Raw genomic sequence first — 22,761 nt, forward strand, 5'->3', positions numbered from 1 at the left:
GGCCAGCACCTAGTCCCACCACAGGAACCACGTGTCTTTTCTGCATAGCTGCGAGGTGTAGGCGTTGAAGGTGGAGGGTCCGATGATGTCGGGTGCGGTGATGATGTGCTCCTTTGCGACTGTCGCGCACTGTTGTTCGTTGCCAGGTGGGCGTGGCACGTGAAGTTGAGCGGTGTCGAAGTCGAGTTCTATCAGGGTGGCACCGAAGCGGTCTTCCCAGGAGCGCAGGATGGATGAGAGGCCGGCGGCGGTCAGTGCGTGGTTCATCGGCCCGGTCCAGCCGAGTGTGGCCGGGACGTCAGCGGGTCGGTCGACGGCGACGAGCAGTAGGCCGGTGGTCGGGTACGGCGGCGGTGCGGTGCGGGTGAGGTTGGTGTTGTGCCAGGCTGGCGGACCGGATGAGCCGGCGGCCAAGCCGCGGTATGCAGGCCCCAGCGAGTCGGGGTTGTCGGTGATGTCGTGGTCGCGGAACCATTGGTCGGGTTCGATCGGCTCATTGTCTTCAACCGGGTCGAGTTCGCCTGTGCGCCAGGGCCTATCAAGGTCGCCATCTAAACCGTTCGTGACCACAGGCCACAGCTTCGTGTTGGGGAACTGGCGTGCCAGTGCCTCCCAGAGTGGCTGCACGTCCGTGGTGGGCACCTCGGTGTACCAGGCCAGCGGTGGTGAGGTGGGTGCGCCGACGCTGTCTCGTGCGAAGATCCGTTGCCCAGCCGGCAGAGCGACGGCGCCGACGAGCGTGGTCCCATCGGTGGGCAGCGGTGACACTGCCGGTTGCACAGGCGAACTGACTACTTGCGGGAGCGGCGGTGCGCTCACCGAATCGGTGCAAGCCGTGATCCCCATGGCCAGCGTCAGTACCGCGAGAAATCTGATCAGCAAAGGCATCATGGGGATTCTCCAGCTGGTTCTTAGTGAGCCGCTTGCACGCGAGGCTCACGGTGACGATCAGCAACGTTGCCGATTCTGACAAGGTAACCGTCGACCGGGGTGTGCGATCACCATGTGTCGTCGGGCCTTCCTATGAGGAAGGGTCCAACCCAGACCCACCAGCGTCCTCGTTTGATCGGTAGGTAGACGCGGGACGGCCAGCCAACGTTCTGGATGACCCAACCGGCAAACGAAACATCCAGAGCCAATATGCGTGGGTGATCCCAAACGCTCTTCATGTGACGCCCTACGTCAACCTGCTACATACCGGTTGAGCACCTGCAGGACCTCCGTCAGGGCCTCCTCAGGGTCATCGGGGTCGGGATTGCTTCCCCATCCGACGATTACGCAGATCCGGTCCAATGCTTCTTCTGCGTCCATGCTCAAAGCTCCTTACGTCAGCTGCTGGCGGTGGTAGTCGGTGTGGCGATCGCACCGTTTGATCTCGGCGATCTCGGCTTCGTTCAGTGCGATGCTGTCTCGCAGTCTCGCGATGGTCTCCTGCCGGGTCTCGACCAGCTGTTGGCACAGACGACAGTCGTCCCGGGCCGCTTGCAGGACGCGGCGAGATTGCCCGACGAGCGTGGGCGCGGAGATGGTGATCGCTCGATGAACTGGATGGTCGGTCGGGTATCGGGCGAGGACCTCGCTGATCCGTTCAGCGGGATCCACCGGTGCGCCGTCGGGCCCGCTGCACAGGTCTGCGCAACTCAAGATGGCCAACTTGGTTTCGTCGGGCCGCGGATAGCTGTCCAGCAGGTCTTGGAGTCCTCGTTCGCGCGCTTCGTATGCAGCACCGGTGTGGTGTGCGACGAGAGATATCACCTCTGCTGGGATCCTCTTTCCGTCGCCGTTCTCCCGTGTCAGGTAGGCCGCGCCGTCGAGCGGGTGAAATCCGGTGTCGATGAGGTCCGGTGCATATCCGATGTCGTGCAGCCACGCCGCACACACAATCTCTGCAGCGGCTTCGGGTGCGAGGACATTGGCCAGGCTCGCAGCGGTCTTGGCCACCGCCACGGTGTGTGACCATCGCCGTGGCAATGCCTGGGCGAGCAGTTCTGTTGCGAGCTGCTGCGCTCCCTGGACTTCCAGATATCCGTTGGTGTTCACGTGCTCACCGGGATGTCTTGCAGTTCGCGCTGGGAGGGTCAGGCCGCGGCCAGGTGGTCGAGCAGTGAGTCGGTTGCCGCGGCGGCGGTGTCGACATCCCAACATGGGTTGTGGTGGTATCCGGAGCGCCGGTTGACGTTTGTCGCTTGGGCTTTTTCCAGCTCGTCGCAGGTGGTTTGATCGACGATCTCCCACGGAATATGTAGCGCCATATCTTTGCTCCAATGTTGACCTTGACCACGGCCACTGTCGGCTTTTCCAGAGTGCCAGCTACCCAGTACCTGTCCGGCAGCAGTATGAAGTCGTCGACCGTGAGCGCTCTCCCGAGCCGCTTCTCCAGGCATCCGACGCAGGGCCGCGACGACCCGACACCCACTCCCGTGCGGTACAGGGGGTAGGCGATGTTCCACAGTTTGTGTCGAACGGTGTAGCAGCTTTCGCCCAGCTGGCTGGTGTCCACCCCGCAGTCGGTGCACACGTGGTACTCGCGGAATTCCGCCTCGGTCGGATAGCCGTCGCGCCGGCAGCACACCCCGCACAGCGGCAGGTCCAGCTCAGCACGAACCTCGTCTGATTCGGCGAGCCATCTGCCGCATATCGTTCGGCCTGGCTGGTAGCGGTAGTCGTCGACGTAGTGCGCGGTCGCGCCGTTGCCGATCTGGGCAACCCGAAAGTCGCGCCGAGTGCCGGCTGGCTGTGTTTTTGTCGGCTCATTCACGCTGCAGGGCCCTAGTGTCGAGTCAGGCTGTGTTTGTGGCTGTTTGGCTGGACGCTCGGGGATGTCACCACTCGCCGAAGGTTTGGAGTCTGACGTCGCTGATGGTCTCGTCGATCGCATCTTCCAGCTGGCCGGCGTCTGTCAGCCTGTTCCAATCTGGGGCGGCGGCCAGCACGGCCTTCTTGATTGCTTCGCCTCCTACGTGGCCGCGGCCGTTGCTGATGTCTCGCACGAGATCGTGAAGCACTGCGGTGGCACCCGGGGACAGGCCGTTGAGCGCTGTTTCCAGTTCGGCCCGGGACGCTGTCTCGCCCATCCAGTTGTTGGTTGACGACGTGGGGCGGTGCAGCCGATCGATATCGCCCGGGCTCAGGGTCTCTGCGGCTGTCATGGCCATCCTTTCCTAGCGAATCTCGTTGTCGTGCATTTGCGTTGGCCTCGGCGCATTGAGCCCGTCCGAGCCGCGGCCTGGCGCGCTCATGCATTGCCTCTGGCGCGAGGAGCCGGAGTTGCTGCGGTTCCCCTGGCTTAGACCTGGTTGCGTTTCGGCGCCTGGCGCTGAGTCAGTAGGTCACTGGCCGGACTAATGCTGTGGGCTGTCGGCGGCGGCCAGGAATTCCAGCGCGTCAGCCTCCGGGATGGCGTGGAGGGTCAACGGATTGTCACTGGCGAGTTCAGTGCGCCACTGATAGACCCACTCCCCCATGTCATCTCCGGCATCCCAGGCCATGATCAGCATGCGGGCTGCGATGTCGGCGACTGTCGGGTTCGTTCGCCACAACACCGCCATCAGGTAGATCAGTCCGAAGCCTTCGATGCTGGTGGCTAGACCGTCGTTCCAGGCCCGGTCCTGGTCAGGATCGTCGCCGCTGAGTGGGGGCATTACGCGGTTGTCGTTGTGTCGCTGCCACCAGTCGAGATGTTCAGCCAGCAGGGTGCGCGCCGGGCGGTTTTCCCGCTCGGCGCGCTGCGCTTCGTCTTCGCCGTAGAGGGAGACCGCTGGGATGGAGTCAGCGGCGGCAAGTCGCCACTGCCGCACTACGTTCCTGATTTCGTCCAGGGTATCCAAGGTGACGTTGCCGAAGTCGGTGAAAGACCAGTCGAATCGGGCGAGTAGTTCGGCCAGCGCTAGCAGTCGGGTGGCTGATTCTCCGCCGACGAGGGTCGCGCCGGTCGGGACGTGTGTGAGGACGAGGCCATCGCTGAACGACAGGGCGCCGTCGGGCCGCGCCTCCAACCGGGGAGTGATCAGCAGATTCGGGCATGAGGTGGATTGGCCGAGGACTCGGGCTTGGCGGCCGCCCTGGATGACTACATGGCAGTCCACAAGTTCTTGTGCGGTACGTCCTACGTCGACAGTCATCGGTGCGGCGCCTCTCTGGTCGTTGGGTGGTCCAGACTCGGCTCGACGTTCGCGTCGAGGTGCGTTCTGCCACCCAGTTCGCTTGTTCTGTCTCCCGGGGAACCGATACCAGCCGGGCTGGTGGTTCGCCTCTCCTCAGGTTGATGCGAATCATAACCAGTCAAAAGAGGAGTTCTATTGCGTGCGGCCAGGGGAAATGCGCTGATCTTTACTACTGGCGGTAAGTCTTTGGTCCTCGTGTTCGGTGAATCGACCGCCCCGCTGCGGCGATGGCACGTCACCAGTCATGCGTGCGGGCTACGCCCGAGAACTCGGGCAGTCCGGGGCACTGCCATCTGCCCTGGTGGCCGGTGAGTTGACCCGCACAGGCGCCCCCCGGAGGCGCAGGAGCCGGCCTGGGCGCCTGGGTTGTGTTCAATCAGCGGGTGGGCCAGAGCGCAAGCAGTTGCTGTCGGACAATGACACCGTGTGAAGGCCAAGCTCGCCAGCGGTCCGGTGGCTAGTTGGTCATTGCGTGTCTAGCAGGTTGTCCGTACATAGATGCGTCGGCCATGTGTGACTGCTTGGCGGAACAGCGGCATGAGTCCGTCGATCATTTCTGCGAGGTCTTGAGCGCTGACGTAGCCGGCGAATTCCTCTGTCTCCGACCATGGTTGCATCGCAGCCGCTAGTTGCTCTGGCGTGGCCTGGGCGATCAGTGCGGTGGTGTGATCGGCAACCTTGGTGATGACGGTGCTCACTTCGGCGGGGTCGTCGGCGTCAGTGGCAATCGTCACGGCATGGTCGGGGCGGTCCATCAAGGTCAGGGTGGACTCGAGGAGGGGTTGGAGGCCCAGAAGCAGAGCTTCCAGAGAGACGAGTTCGGTTGCCGCTTCCACGCCCAAGATGCCGTCGTCGAACGGTTCCAAGAGCGCCGCACCCTGTTCGTCGTTGTCCAAGACAAAGTACTCGTGCCTCACGCCCATGTGTTGATGCTACGGGGGCCGGGAAGCCCGGGAACCGTAGGTAAGTCCGCAGAACTAGCCTCGGGCGTTCCGGAAATTGCTTGTCGCGTTGCGGGGTCCAGAGTTGCTTAGCCGTGGTGACTTTAGGGCGATGGAGCCTGCCCGTAGCCGGGGGGTTCGGGCGGTTGGTGCTGTGTGGCCGCCCCGCCGCCACGCCCGTAATTGGGCATCCCGGGATCGATTCCCGCCGACGTCAGCGGCATGCCAGATGATCCGCGCTGTTGCTGAGGGTCGGGTTGCGCTGGGGGGTATGCGTCGTGCTGGTTGTACTGATCCTGTACGGCCGAGTACGACTCCTGCGCTGAATCTGCTGCTTGCCCTCGGGTTCGCGCCGAGTAGTGAGTCCGCGCCGTCGCTGAGTGGTCGGCCTGGCCGGTTGCGGCGCCGGCGGCGTTAGCAGTGGCTTGCCCACCGACCGTCGATGGTGGTGGGGTCATCGATTGGGACTGCTGGGTGTAGATCTGATACGCCTGAACGTAGCGCGTGTACGCCGCGTAATCCGACTCTGCTGAAATCTCTTCTGCTGGCTCGCGATCGAGCATCAACGCTGCAGCAGCTACGCCCGTCTGCAGCACAGCTAGGACGAGCACCGTCGTCAGTGCCCACCCGACGTCGCTGGTCCTGATCCATGTGTTCAAGGCCATCGCGATTCCCGTCGCTGCGAGGCTCACAACAATCCAGGCGTGCCGGGGTTGTCGCGGCGCCAATCCCACAGCTGCGATCACCGCGGCCAGCACGGCAGGCCACAACGCCCACTCCACAGGCGTAGGGGATCCGAAGCTGACTCCGTAGAGGATCAAGCCAATGGCAGCCGTTGCGAGCCACAGTGCCCGGACTTGCTGCGTATTGTCCGGTGGCGCAGTGCCTACCGCGTACAGGTAGCTGTCGTAGGCACCACTGGGTGTGCCGTGCTCACCGGTGTATCCCGGGTAGTTGCCTTGCGGATTGACCACGGCAGTTCCCTCACTTACTCCATCGGCCCGACATTGCGCCCACTCCTGAACCTAGAGGTCAGTCTGGGGAATCGAACGACGATTTGATGTAGCGCATTTCGTCGTCGGTGGCGACCATCGTCACTACCGCTGCGCCTGATCTGGTGCCCACCCGCACGACGTCGTTGATCGGATCAACGAGCTGCAGGGTGACATCGGCGGTGCCCGATGGTCTGGCCTGGGGTGGTTTCACCACGATCGCGGTCACACCGACGCGCACGCCTTGTTCTGAGACGCCGTCGAACATCTCCACCGAATAGTTGCGGTCGGATCCGGCCTGCATTGTGCTGCGGTTGAAATCGGTGACCCGCAGCAGGTTGTTGTCGTCGACTTCTTCGACCATTTCGCGCCAGGCGGCGGGCCTTCGGGTGTGCACGCGTACGCGCGCTCCCAGTGCCAGTGAGCGCAGTACTGCTTGTTGCGCGAGGTGCAGGGTGCCGCAGATTTCCACTCGTTCGATCTGCGGGCCGAACAGGGGGAGTGCCACGGCTCGGCCGTGATCGTCTGCGCCGATCACTTGCCCGCAGCCTGATGCGGGGATCGCCAGGTCAGCCAGCGCGTCGTGTGCTGTTCCGAAGACCCAGCGCTCGATCGAGCGGCGGGGTGCCGGCAGCGGCAACGTGGACAGCAAGGAGGAGTATTGGTACCCGCGTAGTGGGCTGACACCGCGCAGCCCCACGCGGGTGCGGCCGTGGCTGTCGAATCGTGCGAGCCCGCGGATCTTGATGGCACCTTTGCGGGCGCGTTTGCTGCGATCGCGGCGCAGTGAGATGCACACGGTGGTTGAGTAGCTCGGAATCGTCCACAGCAGGCCCAGTCCCGCGGTGCTGAACATGGAGGGTTTGACCGAGAAGCTGCGGAGCTGAAAGAGGCCGTCCTGGCAGGTGAACCAGGTTTCTTCCAAGCTGGGTAGTGCGACACCGTCGCAGAGTTGATTGGTCGCGTGCGCGATCTCGCTGGCGGTCATGATGTGTGGCCGCAGGCCGGCCTCAGCCAGTCGGTTGGCGACTCGGCGGGTGGCTGTCGCCGCGGTGCGGGTGATCCCGTCTTGTCCACCGCCGCGGTTGCGCACGGCATCTGGGCACAAGGTGGGGTCGAAGCGGACTGCGACCCACACGGTGCGTTGGGCGATCGCCGGCAGTGGGCCGATTACTGCGTCGTAGATGGCCGCGATGTGTCCGCGTCCGTGCGAGCGCGATCCCTGGCTGATCACGTCGATTGAGTCGAGGGTGATGTCGAATTGCTGAAGGCAGTCAGCCACCACTGGGATCGACACCATCTCCCCTGAGACAGTGACGCCTGGTTCTAGGACCGTCATCGCCTGCGGGTTTTCCTGGATGCGCAGCAGCGACAGCATTGTCTTGCCGTCCCAGTGGAAGCCGATCTGGGCGCCGTCTCCGAGGTCTGCGTCGAAAGGCTCGAATTGTTCGGCGCTCCTGGCCCGGCGCCGGCGTTCCTTGGAGAAGCTCGTGCGCACTGCGATCCATCTGGGAAGGGTGTGACCGCGCACCCGCACCACGAAGAGCAGGGCGGCGACGAAGCCTGCAGCTGCCCCGTACCAGCCGGGTTGATGGATCAGCAGTGCGACGGTTACGCCGATGCCGATGAACAGTTGGATGAACAGTGCATCGACGAGCGGCAGGGCGCGTTGCGGGACGATGTCGGCCGTGTCGGTGAGTTTGTCCGGCTTGTCTTCGGGGGCGTTGTTTCGGGTCGTCTTTCGACGTTTGAGCGCGTCGCGATTCTTCGGCTTCGCTATGGTTTGCGGCACCCAGCCTCCCCCCGGTGTTGCTGTACCCTGACTGTGCCCCATGGGCATTCCTCAGACGCTGACGGGGGCAGCTATGCCAGCGCAAGTTACCACGCGGGCCCAGGTCAATGGGTATCAGTTCTTGATTCGCCGCCTTGAACATGCGCTGATTCGTGGCGATTCACGGATGATCCATGACCCGATGCGTGGTCAGATGCGTGCTCTGCTGGTCGGGGTGGTGATTGCGGTCCTGATCGGCGGCTCTGCCACCGTGCTGGCGTTTTTCAAGCCCATGCCCAACTTCGGCAACTCCACGATCATGGTCAGCAAATCCAACAGTGCTGCCTATGTGCGTATCGGTGACCAGTTGCACCCGGTGCTGAACTTAGCTTCGGCGCGACTGATCGCCGGCAAGGCCGATCCGCCCAAGCCGGTCGACGACAAGTTCCTCAACACCGTGCCTCTGGGGCCGACTGTCGGTGTTGTGGGCGCCCCCAACGCTATTCACGGCGCAGACGACTTGTCGATGTCGTCGTGGACGGTCTGCGACACAACTCAAACCCCTAAGGTCACCGACTCGGTGGGCGGCCAGTCCGTCGAAACCACTGTCTTGGCGAACAACCCTGTCCTGACTGACGATATTCGTGCCGCGACAGACGCACAGATGGTGCTGACGAAGTCCGGGAACAGTGCTTTCTTGATCTATGGCGGTGTGCGGGCACTCATCGACCCTGCCGATCCGGTGCTCTTCCGGGCGTTGAGGCTCGGCGACGCTGAGGTGCGTGAGGTTTCTGCGGGCCTGCTCAACGCGTTCCCGCTGGTCGACCCGATCGTGCCGGTCGAGATTGCCGATATCGGTGCGCCGGTGGGTTTCCTGGCCTCGCAGTACCGGGTGGGGTCGATTATCCGGACGGTCGACTCGCGCGGTGATCAGCTTTACGTCGTTCTCGGTGACGGTGTGCAGCCGATTTCGGAGGCGACCGCCGACATCATCAGGTACGGCGATCCGCAGTCGCCGACTGTGGCCGAACCGAGCACGATCTCGCCGGCGCTGTTGAGTGATGTTCCTGTCGTGCATGGGCTGCATGTGGACCATTACCCGACTGCGTCGCCGCAGTTCGTCAGGATCGATCCGGATCGTGTGGTGTGCATGGCGTGGCAGCGCACCAATTCCGCGGCCGAGGCCAGCACGCGGCTGCTGGTCGGTCATCGTTTGCCGCTTCCTAAGGATGCTCGTCCGCTGCGGCTGGCCACGGCCGACGGCAATGGGCCTGGCCTCGACAACGTGTTCTTGCGGCCCGGTACTGGTGAGTTCGTCCAGGCCACCGATGCTGAGCCCGACAGCCGCTCGCAGGGGCAGCTGTTCTATGTGTCCGATACTGGTGTTCGGTTCCACATCAAGGACTTGCCGACCGCTGCGGCGTTAGGGGTGGTCGGCGTCAAAGACCCCGACAGTCCCGACAGTTTGCCTCAGTTGGCGCCGTGGCCGGTGCTGGCGTTGTTGCCTCCCGGCCCCGAACTTTCGCAGCAGGCTGCGTTGATCGCCCACGATGGGATGGCGGCTGATCCGTCCGGTTTGAAGGTCACCCCACCCAAGTAGCCATGGACCGGCCAGGCAGGGCCATTGGGAACTGCGCGCCTCGCAGGGGTGTCCGCTGCTGTCGATTCTCGAACGTTGTGTCACAGAGCGATGCCCTGACGAAGTGAGACGGTTGCATTCTCATGGCGCACCGTCGAGACCCCTGCGGAACGCGTGCAATTGACTGGCTGCGGTGGCGGTTTTCGACTGTCGGCCAGAGCGCCGGGATAGCTTGTGGCGATGCGCTGGTTCGCCCGTCCTGAGAACGACCCCCAGCAGCTGAGGGTCGCGCCCGAGTTGGCCTCGTGGGACAGCAAGGTTCACCCTGACAACATTCGGATGCGGGCGTATCTGGATGACACCGCAGCACTCGTCGAGTCCTCAAAAGTTCAAGGCCCCTGGGCGCTACGGCTGGACGTCGGACGCCCGCCCGAACGGGACTTGCTCGACAAGGCGGACCTGGACAACTACGCCTATCCACTCGCCAAACGCCTGCACGACTCGGATTTGGTGTCGGTTTGGTGCACAAAGCAGCACAGCGCTCGGTCATATGTGCGCCTAGACGCTGCGCACGAAGTGCCTCAGCCGCCGAGCGGTGTCCTGGTCGTAGAAACGACCGCGTCGTGGGAAAGCCGCGCTGGTGGCAGCCCCGCCCAGAAGCAGCTCTACGCTGCCATCGCCAGCGCCACAGCGCTGCCCGCGGGGCCCATCAGACTTGAGTTGTCGTTCGTTGTGGGGCCGCATCGGACTTGGCTCAATCTCTGGAAGCAGACGATCGACTCACTCGACCCGTTACTGGGTCGTACCTATCCCGACCGCCCAAGACATCCGCTCGACGGCCGGATCACCGAGCTCGGCCTGCACGTCGCGGTTGACCCCCGTGCCGGCAACAATGTCGTGATTGGCATCAATGCCTCGCCAGGGGTTTTGCGGGTCAGCCCGCCCCTAGAGGTGCAGTTCTCGCAGGTAGGCGTACATGCGCAGGATCCAACAGGCCAGCGGGAATACCAGGGCGATGGCCACGTATTCAAGGATCTCGACGCGTCGACGCAGGACCGGTGAGAACTCTCTGCGGGGGGCTACCAGGCCGGTGAGCACCACCAAGATGATGAGGACGGCGAGGAGGATGGGCCCGATGATCTGCCAGCTGTCGATGGAGGTCGCTGTCTTGACGATCATGGCTACGCCGATGAGCAGCCCACCGCCGATCAGCGTGGCGGATTGAACTAGGTCGTAGTGGCTGCGGCCTCGTAGGCATAGAACGGTGGCTACCGCGATCGAGAAAGCGGTTCCCTGCCAGAAGAATCCGTTCGTGACGTCGACTGCCAGGTAGCAGCCGATGACAGCGACGACGGCGGCCGCGGCGATGATTCCTGTGAGGTATTCGTTGGCTCGTCGGACGCGGTCAGTCATTCCCTGTTCGGTCGGGATGATCTGCTTTCCGATGGCGTTGACGCCTTCGACTGCGGGGCCGCCTTGGGTTTCGATGTCGTCGAGTGGTTCGCCGGCGGTCGGGACGCGCGGGACGGGCAGTTTGGACATCCCGATGGTTGCTCGCGGCGCCAGGTACACGACGATGACGGCGACGGTGGCCAGGACTGCGCCGATGGAGCGCGCGTTCACGTTGAACAGGATCTCGGCGACGACTGCTGGGATGCACAGAACTGCCACCACGATCACCGCGGTGTACATGGACCGGGCCTGTCCGGAAACGAGTAGTGCCAGCAGTGCCACCACGGCGGTGAGGCCCAGTGCCATCGGTAGTGCGGCAACGCCGTGGGTTCCGGGGATCACGTACAGGGATCCGCCGAAGATCAGGGGTAGCGCGACGCCGGCCAACCAGACCGTCCGTGGGTTGTCGGTGCGGTAGGGCAACACGCACGCGGCCGCGGCGCAGGCGATTCCGGTGAGCAGTGTTGCGATGGCGGCCACCGGTATGTCGGCAAGCCACGTGGTGTTGGGCTGTTGGGATAGGACGCCGGCGATGATGGCGCCGAGCAGGATGCTTATTCCGAACCACGTTGCGGCGCCAGAGTTGTCCCTGATCCATCGCCGGCGGCTGTCGATCGAGCCGGGGGCCGTCGTGACGTCGTCGAAGAGCAGTCGAGCGGCGGGCGCCCCGATCTGCTGGATTACCAGGAACTCGCCGTCATAGATGCCTGCCTCGACCAGAGACCGGTTCGGGTCGATGGCCGCGCCGCCCAGGCGGGCGAATGTCCATTTTCCCGGTTCGTTGTCGAATTCGACGTCTTCGAGTTCGCTGTGCATCGGGACCTGGTCATTGGCCAGTTCTATGACCTCGGCGATCACCGCTGAGATACTGCTGTCGCCGGGGAGTGCGACGTCGACAGAGAGCCCGTTGACCAGGACGGTGATCCGGCTTAGCTCGTGTTCGGTTTCGGCGTCGTCATCAAGATCGGGCAGCAACGGTGAGGACGTCATCGGATAGTGCCTCCCACCTCGAAAACTAGACGGTGTGACAATACCCAGGATCGCTCGTAGCCTGACCGAGCGACTATCGGGGTGGGAGGTAGCTTGGCTACGCAGGGGTTCGTCCGCCGACTACGCGTCGCTCCGCCCCGCATGCCTGGGGGTGAGGTCAACCTGCAGGCTCCCCCGGAGGTGCCGCGGGTCATCCCGGGCAACCTACTGACCAAACTGATGCCGTTTGTCATGATCGTCGCGGTCATCGGCATGATCGCGCTGATGGTCACCGTGGGTGGGCGGGACTTGACGCGTAACCCGATGTTCCTGGTCTTCCCGATGATGATGATGATGTCGATGGTCGGCATGTTCCTCGGTGGCGGCGGCCGGTCCGGCAAGGCCGCGGCAGAGCTGAACGAGGAACGCAAGGACTATTTCAGCTACCTGGCGAATCTGCGCGACGATGCGGACACCACGGGGGAAGCTCAGCGCACTGCGCTGGAATGGAGCCACCCCGACCCGCGCACACTGGGCCAGGTCGCCGGCACGCGCCGCATGTGGGAACGTCGCCCTACCGACCCCGACTTCTGTCACGTTCGAGTGGGCGTGGGAACCCATCGTTTGGCCTCGCGACTGCTGGCACCGGAGACTGGGCCGCCTGAGGACCTGGAGCCGGTGTCCACCGTTGCCCTGCGCCGTTTCGTCAAGACCCATTCCGTCGTGCATGCGCTACCGACTGCGGTGTCGTTGCGCGCGTTTCCGACCATCACCTTCGAAGGCGACCGCAAGCTGGTTCAGCAGCTGGTCCGGTCGATGCTGCTCGAGTTGTGTGCCTTCCATGGGCCCGATCATCTTCAGATCGCCATCGTGACGGCCAACCCGGACAACGAGAATTGGAGTTGGGTCAAGTGGCTGCCGCAGTCCCAGCATTCCTCGGCGCGCGATGGGTGCGGCACCATGCGGATGCTCTACCCATCGCTGGAATTGTTGGAAAGCTCGCTGGGCTCTGAGCTTTCCGATCGGGGCCGGTTCAACAAGAACTCCGCCCCGACACCGGACGTCAAGCAGTTGGTCGTCGTCATCGACGACGGCTATGTCACCGGTGATGAACGGTTGATCACTGATGCCGGCTTGGACAGTGTGACGGTGCTCGATCTCAACGGCCCGCCAGAGGGGCCCGCGGCGCGCAGGCGGGGTCTGCAGCTGGTCGTCGAAGCCAACGATATCGGCGCCAAGACGGCTACGGGTATGGAGCGCTTCGCCACGCCCGATCAGCTGACCTTGGCTGCCGCTAGGACGACTGCTCGGCGTTTCGGTCGATATCGGCCCGGCAACGCTGCGCACATCATCAACTTGGAGTCTGAGACGCGGGCGACAGACCCGGGGCTGATGGCGCTGCTGAAGATCCCCGATGCCGCTGACATCATCCCGGAAGATGTGTGGCGTCAACGCACTCCGCGTGAACGGCTGCGGGTGCCGATCGGTTACACGCCGTCGGGGCAGCCGTTGGAGCTCGACATCAAAGAGTCCGCCGAAAACGGTATGGGCCCGCACGGTTTGTGCATCGGTGCAACAGGATCGGGAAAGTCGGAGTTTTTGCGGACTCTGGTGTTGGCGATGATCACCTCGCACTCCCCCGAGGCGTTGAACCTGGTCTTGGTCGACTTCAAGGGTGGCGCGACGTTCTTGGGGCTCGACGGCGCACCGCATATCGCGGCCATCATCACCAACCTTGAAGACGAGTTGACGATGGTCGACCGTATGCGTGATGCGTTGGCCGGTGAGATGAACCGCCGTCAGGAGTTGCTGCGCTCGTCGGGGAACTTCCCCAATGTGACTGAGTATGAGCGGGCACGGGCCAACGGCGCCGAGCTGGATCCGTTGCCTGCCTTGTTCATTGTGGTCGACGAGTTCTCCGAATTGTTGTCGCAGAAGCCGGATTTCGCTGAGCTTTTCGTGATGATCGGGCGTCTGGGTCGGTCGCTGCACATCCATTTGTTGTTGGCCAGCCAGCGGCTGGAGGAAGGCAAGCTGCGTGGCCTGGACTCGCACCTGTCGTATCGGATCGGTCTGAAGACGTTCTCTGCGGGTGAATCCCGGACCGTGCTGGGTGTTCCGGATGCCTACCACCTGCCGAGCGTGCCGGGATCGGCGTTCCTCAAGTGCGATGCGGACGAACCCATCCGTTTCAACACCTGTTATGTGTCCGGGGAGTATGTCAAGCCTCGCGTGTCGGCTCGCTCTGGCCGAGCTGTCGGTCTGGGGGCCGCGACACCGACGAAGTTGTTCACCGCGACGCCGGTCAAGAAGGATCCTGTTCCGGTGGCTCCGGCTCCTGCTGCGGCTGAGCCGGTTGAGGTGGCACCTGTTTCGATGTCGCCGACCAAGACCACGCTGCTTGACGTTGTGGTCGGCCGGCTGCGTGGGCATGGCCGGCCAGCACACGAGGTGTGGCTGCCGCCGCTGGAGGAAAGCCCCGCGGTCAACGATCTGCTGCCCGATTCGACGTGGAATGACCCGCAGAACATCAACGGCCGTCTGTGGCTGCCGGTGGGCGTGGTGGACCGTCCCTACGACCAGCGCCGCGATGTGATGAAGCTCGATTTGTCTGGGGCTCAGGGAAACCTGGCTGTTGTCGGTGGCCCACAATCGGGTAAGTCGACGACACTGCGCACGATCATGATGGCGGCTGCGGCGACCCATACTCCTGAGCAGATTCAGTTCTTCTGCCTCGATTTCGGTGGCGGTACGCTGGCCAGCTTGTCGAACCTGCCGCACGTCAGCAGTGTGGCCGGGCGCATGGACGCAGACCGGATCCGGCGCACTGTGGCTGAGGTAACCGGGTTGCTGCGCGAACGGGAGCTGCGTTTCCGCGACCTTGGCATCGAGTCGATGCGCGACTTCCGCCAACGCAAAGCCGCGCTGGCTGCGTTGCCGGCGCAGGAGGCTGCCCGAGATCCGTTGAGTCGGGACCGGTTCGGCGATGTGGTGCTGATCGTGGACGGTTGGGCGACCATCAAGTCCGATTTCGACATGCTGGAAGGGGCCTTGCAGGCGATCGCGATCCAGGGCCTGTCCTACGGCATTCACCTCGCTATCAGTGCGTCGCGCTGGATGGAGATCCGCCCTGCCGTCAAGGACATGCTCGGCACCCGCGTCGAGTTGCGAATGGGTGATCCCTTCGATAGCGATGTCGGCCGCAAGTTCGCCGAGCTCGTTCCGGTTGGTCGGCCCGGCCGCGGCATGAGCGCCGATCGACTGCACATCCTGATCGGTTTGCCGCGGCTGGATTCCAGCTCCGACGTCGAGGACCTGCCTGCCGGGGTCGCCCAGTCGTGCCAAGCCGTGCGGCAGTTCTACGGCGACCGGCAGGCGCCTCGGCTGCGAATGCTGCCTCACGAGTTGGACCGCACCCAGCTGGTTGATTTCGCCCGGCGCAACGGGATGCTCGGCAAGACCAAGGTCGCGATCGGTATCAGCGAATCTGACCTGGCACCAGTGGTTCTCGATTTCGATGCCCAGCCGCACATGGTGGTCGTCGGGGATGCCGAGTGCGGCAAGACTGGGTTGCTGCGCAACATCGCGGCGGGCGTCATGGAGAATGCGTCGCCCGAAGAGGCCAAGATCATCCTGGTCGACTTCCGGCGCACGATGCTGGGCGTCGTGGACAACGAGTACATCGGCGGTTACGCCACCGCCGGCCAGTCTTGCGGCGAACTGATGAAGGCGTTGGCGGACACACTGCGCGACCGCCTGCCGCCCAGCGATGTCACACAGCAGCAGCTCAAGGAACGATCGTGGTGGACTGGTCCCGACCTGTATCTGTTGATCGACGACTACGACCTGATCTCCAGCGGCGCGCTGAACCATCCCATGTCGCCGTTGGTCGAGTTCTTGCCGCAGGCACGCGATATCGGTCTACGGGTGATTGTGGCGCGCCGGATCGGTGGTGCTGGTCGGGCACTGATGGATCCGATCCTGGGCCGGCTCAGGGACCTGTCGTGCCATGGTCTGGTGATGAACGGCACGAAAGACGAGGGAGCGTTGTTCGGCTACAAGCCTGCGCCGATGCCGGCGGGGCGTGGCATGCTGATTTCGCGGACCGTCAAGAGCGACGTTATCCAGCTTTCGAAGATGCCTGAGCTGTGACCGGAGTCCGTGAACTCATCCAGGTGCGGGTGGTTTCTGCCGCACCTGAGAATGTGCGACTGTCGGTGCTCGGCGGTCGCACGCAGCTCGATATCTCACTGCCCCTCGATGTGACTGTCGCCGACGCCATTCCCGAGCTTGTCCGTTTGGTTCAGTCGCGCGGCAAGCCGGGCGGCCGTTCCGACGAAGCCGCCAGCAAGGATGCGCAGCGCAATTACTGGGCGCTGGCGCACCCGGATTCCGAGGACCCGCTGCCCTCGGACATGACGCTTCGAGAAGCGGGTGTGACCAACGGTGGGCTGCTTCGGCTTTTCGATGAGCGGGCACTTTCCGCGCCGACGCTCTATGACGATGTGGTCGATGCTGCGGCTCGGCTCAACAAGGCCTCGTTCGCGGGATGGGATGGCGCTGCGGCGAAGTGGATGGCGTTTGGCGGAGTGCAGTTGGCGGCGCTGGCGCTGCTGTACTTGCTGATCAGCCCGGCGTTCAAAGCTCATTGGATTGCGCTGGTGGGGATTTCGACCGTCGTTGCGCTTGCTCTTGTGGGGGTAGCGGCTTTAGTCCACCGCTCCCACGGCCATTCAGCGGCCGGCGCGGCCCTTGGGTGGGCGGCGATCCCCATCAGTGCAGGGGTGGTCTGGGCTTTGACCTCCGGCGCCGGAGGCTATGTCCTGGCTACGGGCTGCGCGGGACTGGTCGTCGCGATGTTCGCGCTGTACCGAGCGGTGGGCACCGGGCACTGGGGATATCTGTATGGCGGTGTGTTTTTCGGGCTCTGTGCTGTGGCGTTGGTCGTTCACCAGGTCGGGGTGCGCTCGGACATGGTCGGCGCCGGACTGGCTCTGGTCGGTGTTTTCGGGTGCCTGACGGTGCCGCGGCTGACAGCTCCGCTGGCCTATTCCAAGCGTGCGGAATCGGCTGCCGAGCCTGAGCGCGAGGAGCCGCTGTTCGAGAACCCTTTCGTAAAGAAGTCCGCGGCGCCGCCGATCGTCGACGACGGTGACACGCAGGGCCCTGACGAGTCGGCGCCCACCGCAGAGGGGGTGTGGGAGCGGGTCCGGTCAGCGACTCTGACCCGGTCTGCGCTGTATGCGGGCCTGGCGACATCGGCGGCCCTGGGAGGTGCGGTGGTGTTGCGATCCCACGGCACGGTGCAGTGGTCGACGCTGGTCTTTGCGCTGGCGTGTGCGGCGACGCTGGGTCTGTTCACCCGTCGTCCCGACACTGCGTTCGAGCGTGCCGGCCTGGCTGCGCCGGCGATTGCGCTGTTGGCGTTCACCGGTTGGGCCGCGCAGGCGGCTCACCAACCGATCCCGCTGGTGGGACTTGGGGTTCTGTTGGCCTTCGCGGTGGCCTTCGCGGTGGTGGGGATGGTGCAGCCGTCCGGGGCGGATGCCGATGTGCAGCCGGGCCGGACTGCGACGGTGCTGGCGTATCTGGACTATTCGGTCTCGGTGGCACTGTTCCCTCTGGCGCTGTGGGTGGTCGGGGTATACGGGCGGATGGGCGCTTGATGCGACGGGCGCCAGCATTGCTGGCCACGGTGCTGTGTGTTGCAGCGATCGCTACAGCTCCCAGCGCCGGGGCCATCGATCCCCCGGTGGTCCCGCCCGGACCGCCGCCCAGCAGCGCCGGCGGAGCCCCCGATGCCACCGAACCTACGGCGCTGTGTCCCACCGGTTCGGTATTTCCCGGCACCGACTTCAGCCTGCAGACCAGTGCCGATGCGATGCTGAACTTCCGCGGCGCCTGGAAGTTCTCCACAGGAGCCGGCCAGAAAGTGGCGGTCATCGACACGGGGGTGGCTCGGCATCCGCGCCTGCATAATCTGGAGGGCGGCGGCGATTTCGTTTCCTCGTCGGACGGTCTGGTGGACTGCGATGCGCACGGTACGTTGGTCGCTGGTCTGATCGCTGCAGCGCCTAGCCCTGACGATGGGTTCGCCGGGGTTGCACCCGATGCCGCCATCTTGTCCATCCGGCAGAACAGCACCATCTACTCGGTGCGCGGATCGCACCGTGCTCAAAACGACCCCAACTCCGTGGCCGTCGGCTACGGCAGTACGCAGACGCTGGCACGTGCGGTGGTTCGGGCCGTCGAAATGGGAGCCACGGTGATCAACCTGTCCGAGGTCGCCTGCGCCCCGGTGGGGGCGGGTATCGATGATGCAGAGCTGGGCCAAGCGGTGCGCTACGCATTCGAACGCAACGTTGTGGTGGTCGCCGCGGCCGGCAACTTCGGTAAACAGGGCCTGTGTGGCGTTCAAAACGAGATCCGCGACCCCAATTTGCCGTTGTCGGATGCGTGGAAATCTGTGCGCACGATTGCCAGTCCGGCGTGGTTTCAGGACTACGTCTTGAGCGTTGGTGCCGTTACGCCCGAGTCTGATCCGGCGGATTTCAGTCTGCGGGGGCCGTGGGTTGGGATCGCTGCACCTGGAGAGAAGATCACCTCGTTGAGCTCGGCCGGTCCCGGGTTGATCAATGCCTTCGAAGGAGACCGAGGGCTGGCGCCGATCAACGGCACGAGTTTCGCCACGCCGTTCGTCTCCGGTGTCGTCGCGTTGGTGCGATCACGTTTTCCGTGGATGTCGGCGGGCGAGGTCATTGCGCGCCTCAAGCGCACCGCTAAAACACCGGAGTACGGGCCCAACCTGGCGACCGGTTATGGCGTGGTCAATCCGATTGCCGCCCTGACGTTTGAGGTGCCCCCCGCTGATGAGATGCCCGATCCTGACACTGGACATCCGATCGCGGGGCCACCGCACGCCGATCCGGCCAGCGTTTTGGGCCGCAACATCGTGCTCGGGGTTCTGGGCTTGTGTATCGCGGTGGCGGCGATAGCCATCGCGGTAGTCACACGACCCGGGAGGACTAAACCGCGTTAGAGCCGAACGCGCAGGCCAAGCGTTACGGCTCTGACTTCGGCCGTAATCGACGTTGTCGTCACCTGTGTGTGGCCCGGCCGTCCAGCGCCAGCAACATTCGCACACCGGCCACGCGTCGCTGGCTAAGCGTTGTACGGCGGGCAGATGGCAGGCAGGTAGGTCTGCGGTGTAGTGAAGACTCGTAGAATCGCGGGAGAAGCTTTTCGAGGGAACGAGGGGGATTTGGCCGAGCACGAGCCGCCGGCGGCGGAACGAGGCGGTCCCACACCTCCTCCGTGGCTGGCCGGGGAACAAGCTGAAAGCGCGGAGCGTCGTCGTTCGCGCCGCAGCAAATCGCCGGCTGAGCCTGAGCAGGCTGCGGCGCCGACACCTCCGTCGCACGCTGCAGAGCCGATGCCTCCCGATGTCATCAAGCGTGTGCGTGTGACAAGTCGGCTGCCCGCAATTGAACGTCGCCTCCGTTCTGAACAGGCTGAGGACGCCGATTTGGGTGCGGCCTATCCCGAGCCCGATGCCACGCCCCGCTGGCGGGCGGCTCCCCCAGACCTGCAGCGCGATGACGCCGAGCAGGAAGCAGTCGATCACGGCGTGCCCCGTCATTCCCGGGATCACGTTGATCCGCCAGAGTGGTCAACCAGCACCAGTGCCAGCGATGAACGTGGCGGCGGTGAGGATGCCGGGGTGCGGTCTGCAGAGGCAGCGGGATTGCCCGGCGGGCCGGCAACGCCCGACGGCACCATCGACGAGTCCGCTTCGGGGGTCATAGGCGGGTCGAGCTTCAGCCCGTCATACCTGGACACCCCGGTCCCCGAGACGAGTGTCGGTTCCCCCGATGAGGACATCGACACCACCTCAGACGTCAACCCCGACCTGCTGGTCGAGTCTGTTTCTCCCGACGCCGAGTCGAGTGCCCTGCCAACTTTCGAGCATGACGTTGAGGTACCGATCGCGCCCGCTGCTGGTGATGAGCTGTTGCCCAGTTGGTCCGATCTTGATGCTTCTCGCAACGATCAATTCAGCCGTGGACGGCACCATTCATCGGATCCTTCGCCCACCATGGATGCCGGATCCGATATTGCTGCTCCCGGTGGGTTCGATCCGACGACGTCGGCTAGTGAGTCAGACCAGCAGGGGGCTGGCAGCGATGCGGAAGCCGGATCTGTGCCGACTTCGGACCCGGTGATCGGTGCAGTGCCCGAGGTCCACGACACTGCTGAGAGCACCGCGGTCGAAGAGGATCTAGAACCCGACGACGTCGATGCTCGCGCAGAGCAACTGTTGGCGATGATGGCCGCGCGGCGGGCCGCGCAGCAGAGCGAGATTGAGTCCACCGTCGAACCCGAGCGCGCGCCGGAACCCGGCCCATCCGGTCCGGACGACGCTTTCTTCGATGTCAACGCCGATGCTGGCTTGCCGGTTGATGAGCAGGAAGGTGACGCCGCGGCGGCCGGGGGAGAATTACCAGAGGCGCAGGATCTGACGCCCCAGCATTGGTTGCCTGCTGAAACGCCGCGGTCTGAAGAAGACGCCGCGCCCGTTGAGCATGACGACGTCGAGGATAGGGCGGCCCAGCTTCTTGCGTTGCGGCAGCAGTCGCTGTCGGCTGCAGCAGAGCTGCCTTTCGAACCTTCTCCGGACTCAGCCTCGAGTTCTTCTACGGCGCCATCGGACGAGCATCCTTCGCAGCCTCCGTTTGATGGCGGCGAGGGTTTCCCCGACGGGAACCGGGCGACAGGTGACGGCGGGCACGACGAGCTCGCGGACATCTTCGCTGCCGACACTTCGGCGATTGGCCAGCCTGAGGCCAGTCCTGCCCGGCCCGACCCGACCAACGAGGGGGGTACACAGGACCCCACAGAGCAGAGTGCCTCCGACTGGGTGCCCGATGAGGCAGGTGACGCAGCTCCCCTTGGGCCCAAACGCTCCGACCGACGGCGGACATTGCCACCGTGGCAAGTTCCCAGCGCTGCGATGAGCCGCGAATTCGATTCCAAGCTCGATCACACGGGCCGTCAGGTCGTTCGCGAATCTCCCCGCAAATCGCGGGAGCCCGACCATCAAAGCGACATCCAGAGCTACGACCCGATGCAGCACGTTGAATCAGCTCGTGCGGATGCCGGGTCCGAGCAGAATTTGCCTCCCTCTGCGGACACCGCGCTTCCTTCTGGATCATCGGCGCCACAGGGGGATGCGGCGGGTCCGGTAGCGCCTCAGCAACCGACCGGCCCTGTTTCCCAGCTTCCGCCCCCAGGGTGGGGCAACGTCCCACCGCCACCGCCACACTGGCCGCCGCCGCCTCTCAATGCGCCGTTGCTGCCGCCACCCCCGCCTGGCGGATGGCCACCCCCGCCGCCGCCCGGTCAGTGGGCACCGCAACCCCCGCCCCCGGCGTTCGAAAACCGTGACGCCGGCGCTGGTGCTCCTCAGCAGCCACCGCACTCCCCCAGACCGCCTGCTCCGCCGCAGGGCGGGCCGCCGCCTGATTTCGGGCGACCACAGCCGTACCGCATGACAACACCGATCGACGATGCCGAGGTCCTCAAGCGGTCTCGGCAGGCACCGCTATCTGGCTGGCGCCGCACCCTGCACACTGCAACGGCCGGCCGAATCAACCCGGGCGATTCACGCAAGAACCGCCAGATGGAGGAACTGCTCGCCCAGATCCGCCAGCCGATAACGGGTGACTTCCGGATCGCCGTGCTGTCCATCAAGGGCGGCGTCGGCAAGACAACCACGACGTTGGGTCTGGGGTCAGCATTGGCCATGGCACGCACCGACCGTGTGATCGCCGTCGACGCCAACCCCGACCGTGGCACCTTGGCTGAGCGTGTGCGCGATCAATCCACCCGTTCAACAGTTCGCGATCTGCTGCGAGATCCCCACATCAGGCGCTACGGCGATGTCCGCAGCCACACCCGGATGGCGACGAGCCGACTGGAGATCCTGGCCAGCGAGCAGGACCCCGCGATCGCCGAAGTGTTCCGGGAAGCCGACTACCGGCACACGATCGACATTCTTCGGCACTACTACAACATCATCCTGACCGACTGCGGCACCGGCATCATGCACTCGGCGATGGCCGGCGTACTCGATCTTGCCCACGCCATCGTCCTGGTCAGTTCACCGGCCATCGACGCAGCACGCAGTGCCTCAGCGACCTTGGATTGGTTGATGCAGCACGGACACTCCGGGCTCGTTCGCGATGCGCACGTCGTGCTCAGTGCGTCACGCCCGGGCGCGGCGGGTCTGCGACTGGACAAGGTCTACGAGCATTTCGAAGCACGCTGCCGGTCCATCCATATGGTTCCGTTCGACCCGCACCTGGCCGAGGGCGCTGATATGGACTTCACGATGCTCAAGCCGGCGACAGTGCAGGCCTATATCGAACTCGCTGGGGCGGTATCTGAGAAGTTTTCCCACCTGCGGGCCTCCTACGACGGACGCTGACAGCTAAGCCGCGCCTCGTGCTGACTTGGATCTGTGGGCGGGGCCAATACGCGCCGATTCGCGGCCAATGTGTCAAACGACGCCGACGGAGGATTTCAGCGCTGCCTGATCAAGGCAGTCCTGAGACTCGCCCAGAGTAGGTTTTGGCTGCCGAACACAGGTCTCATCGTTGACCCGCCAACGAAATGACATCGCGGACGCGGTCTAGGGCATTGCGCGCCTCCTGTCCGAGGTCCATCGCCTGTAGTTCGGCGATGGCCGCGACGGTGTGCAGCGACCTCATTTGGCGTGCGCATGTCGGCTGAGCTCGCGTGGCGGCTGCGTGTATCGCCGCCCGGTGCAATTCGGTACGCTCCTGTTTCAGGCGCTGACGGCACGGATAGCTGGGTGTTTCGGTAGGGTTTGCCG

16 protein-coding genes are annotated in these 22,761 nt (G+C 64.3%); 6 read left to right on the top strand and 10 right to left on the bottom strand.

Features of this window, described 5'->3' with window-relative positions; translation table 11 throughout:
* Positions 1–9: 9 nt before the first annotated feature.
* The 9 genes from ACNQVK_RS01235 to eccE all read right to left on the bottom strand — a co-directional run bounded on the left by ACNQVK_RS01235 (position 10) and on the right by eccE (position 7,888).
* A complete protein-coding gene (locus tag ACNQVK_RS01235; RefSeq protein ID WP_418028280.1) occupies positions 10–888 on the bottom strand; it encodes a DUF4253 domain-containing protein in 879 nt (292 codons plus the stop codon).
* Between the two features lie 294 nt (positions 889–1,182).
* Positions 1,183–1,311: a hypothetical protein gene (locus ACNQVK_RS01240; RefSeq protein WP_418028281.1), complete on the bottom strand. Its 129-nt coding sequence runs from the start codon at positions 1,309–1,311 to the stop codon at positions 1,183–1,185.
* A 12-nt stretch (positions 1,312–1,323) separates the two neighbouring features.
* A complete protein-coding gene (locus tag ACNQVK_RS01245; protein ID WP_418028282.1) occupies positions 1,324–2,040 on the bottom strand; it encodes an HD domain-containing protein in 717 nt (238 codons plus the stop codon).
* A 38-nt stretch (positions 2,041–2,078) separates the two neighbouring features.
* On the bottom strand, positions 2,079–2,252 hold the full coding sequence (locus ACNQVK_RS01250; protein WP_418028283.1) for a hypothetical protein: 174 nt from the start codon (positions 2,250–2,252) through the stop codon (positions 2,079–2,081).
* A 570-nt stretch (positions 2,253–2,822) separates the two neighbouring features.
* The gene (locus ACNQVK_RS01255) at positions 2,823–3,149 is read right to left on the bottom strand and encodes a hypothetical protein (RefSeq protein ID WP_418028284.1); all 327 of its coding nucleotides are present in this window, start codon (positions 3,147–3,149) and stop codon (positions 2,823–2,825) included.
* Positions 3,150–3,341: 192 nt separating this feature from the next.
* Entirely contained in the window at positions 3,342–4,121 is a 780-nt protein-coding gene (locus ACNQVK_RS01260) for a hypothetical protein (protein ID WP_418028285.1), read from the bottom strand.
* Between the two features lie 518 nt (positions 4,122–4,639).
* Entirely contained in the window at positions 4,640–5,059 is a 420-nt protein-coding gene (locus ACNQVK_RS01265; RefSeq protein WP_418028286.1) for a hypothetical protein, read from the bottom strand.
* Positions 5,060–5,208: 149 nt separating this feature from the next.
* A complete protein-coding gene (locus ACNQVK_RS01270) occupies positions 5,209–6,078 on the bottom strand; it encodes a DUF5336 domain-containing protein (RefSeq protein ID WP_418028287.1) in 870 nt (289 codons plus the stop codon).
* Positions 6,079–6,136: 58 nt separating this feature from the next.
* Positions 6,137–7,888: a type VII secretion protein EccE gene (gene eccE / locus ACNQVK_RS01275; protein WP_418028288.1), complete on the bottom strand. Its 1,752-nt coding sequence runs from the start codon at positions 7,886–7,888 to the stop codon at positions 6,137–6,139.
* Positions 7,889–7,928: 40 nt separating this feature from the next.
* On the opposite strand from eccE, the gene eccB reads away from it, so the two are divergent.
* On the top strand, positions 7,929–9,467 hold the full coding sequence (eccB, locus tag ACNQVK_RS01280) for a type VII secretion protein EccB (RefSeq protein WP_418028289.1): 1,539 nt from the start codon (positions 7,929–7,931) through the stop codon (positions 9,465–9,467).
* Positions 9,468–9,686: 219 nt separating this feature from the next.
* Positions 9,687–10,508: a hypothetical protein gene (locus ACNQVK_RS01285; RefSeq protein ID WP_418028290.1), complete on the top strand. Its 822-nt coding sequence runs from the start codon at positions 9,687–9,689 to the stop codon at positions 10,506–10,508.
* On the opposite strand, the gene eccD (ACNQVK_RS01290) is transcribed toward ACNQVK_RS01285, so the two are convergent.
* On the bottom strand, positions 10,392–11,888 hold the full coding sequence (gene eccD / locus ACNQVK_RS01290; RefSeq protein WP_418028291.1) for a type VII secretion integral membrane protein EccD: 1,497 nt from the start codon (positions 11,886–11,888) through the stop codon (positions 10,392–10,394). The two genes, ACNQVK_RS01285 and eccD (ACNQVK_RS01290), sit on opposite strands and share 117 nt — an antisense overlap.
* A gap of 93 nt (positions 11,889–11,981) precedes the next feature.
* Between eccD (ACNQVK_RS01290) and eccCa the strand changes: the two genes are divergently transcribed.
* The 4 genes from eccCa (at position 11,982) to ACNQVK_RS01310 (ending at position 22,353) form a co-directional block, all read left to right on the top strand.
* Positions 11,982–16,019 carry a type VII secretion protein EccCa gene (gene eccCa, locus ACNQVK_RS01295; RefSeq protein WP_418028292.1) on the top strand — a complete coding sequence of 1,346 codons (4,038 nt, stop codon included), beginning with the start codon at positions 11,982–11,984 and terminating at the stop codon, positions 16,017–16,019.
* Positions 16,016–17,533 (top strand): type VII secretion integral membrane protein EccD, encoded by a 1,518-nt coding sequence (gene eccD, locus ACNQVK_RS01300; protein WP_418028293.1) that lies wholly within the window; start codon positions 16,016–16,018, stop codon positions 17,531–17,533. The genes eccCa and eccD (ACNQVK_RS01300) overlap by 4 nt, the downstream gene beginning before the upstream one ends.
* The gene (gene mycP / locus ACNQVK_RS01305) at positions 17,533–18,906 is read left to right on the top strand and encodes a type VII secretion-associated serine protease mycosin (RefSeq protein ID WP_418028294.1); all 1,374 of its coding nucleotides are present in this window, start codon (positions 17,533–17,535) and stop codon (positions 18,904–18,906) included. The genes eccD (ACNQVK_RS01300) and mycP overlap by 1 nt, the downstream gene beginning before the upstream one ends.
* 423 nt (positions 18,907–19,329) lie before the next feature.
* Positions 19,330–22,353 carry a MinD/ParA family ATP-binding protein gene (locus tag ACNQVK_RS01310; RefSeq protein WP_418028295.1) on the top strand — a complete coding sequence of 1,008 codons (3,024 nt, stop codon included), beginning with the start codon at positions 19,330–19,332 and terminating at the stop codon, positions 22,351–22,353.
* Positions 22,354–22,761 lie beyond the last annotated feature (408 nt).

The organism is Mycobacterium sp. 134 (assembly GCF_048282715.1).
GTDB lineage: Bacteria > Actinomycetota > Actinomycetes > Mycobacteriales > Mycobacteriaceae > Mycobacterium > Mycobacterium septicum.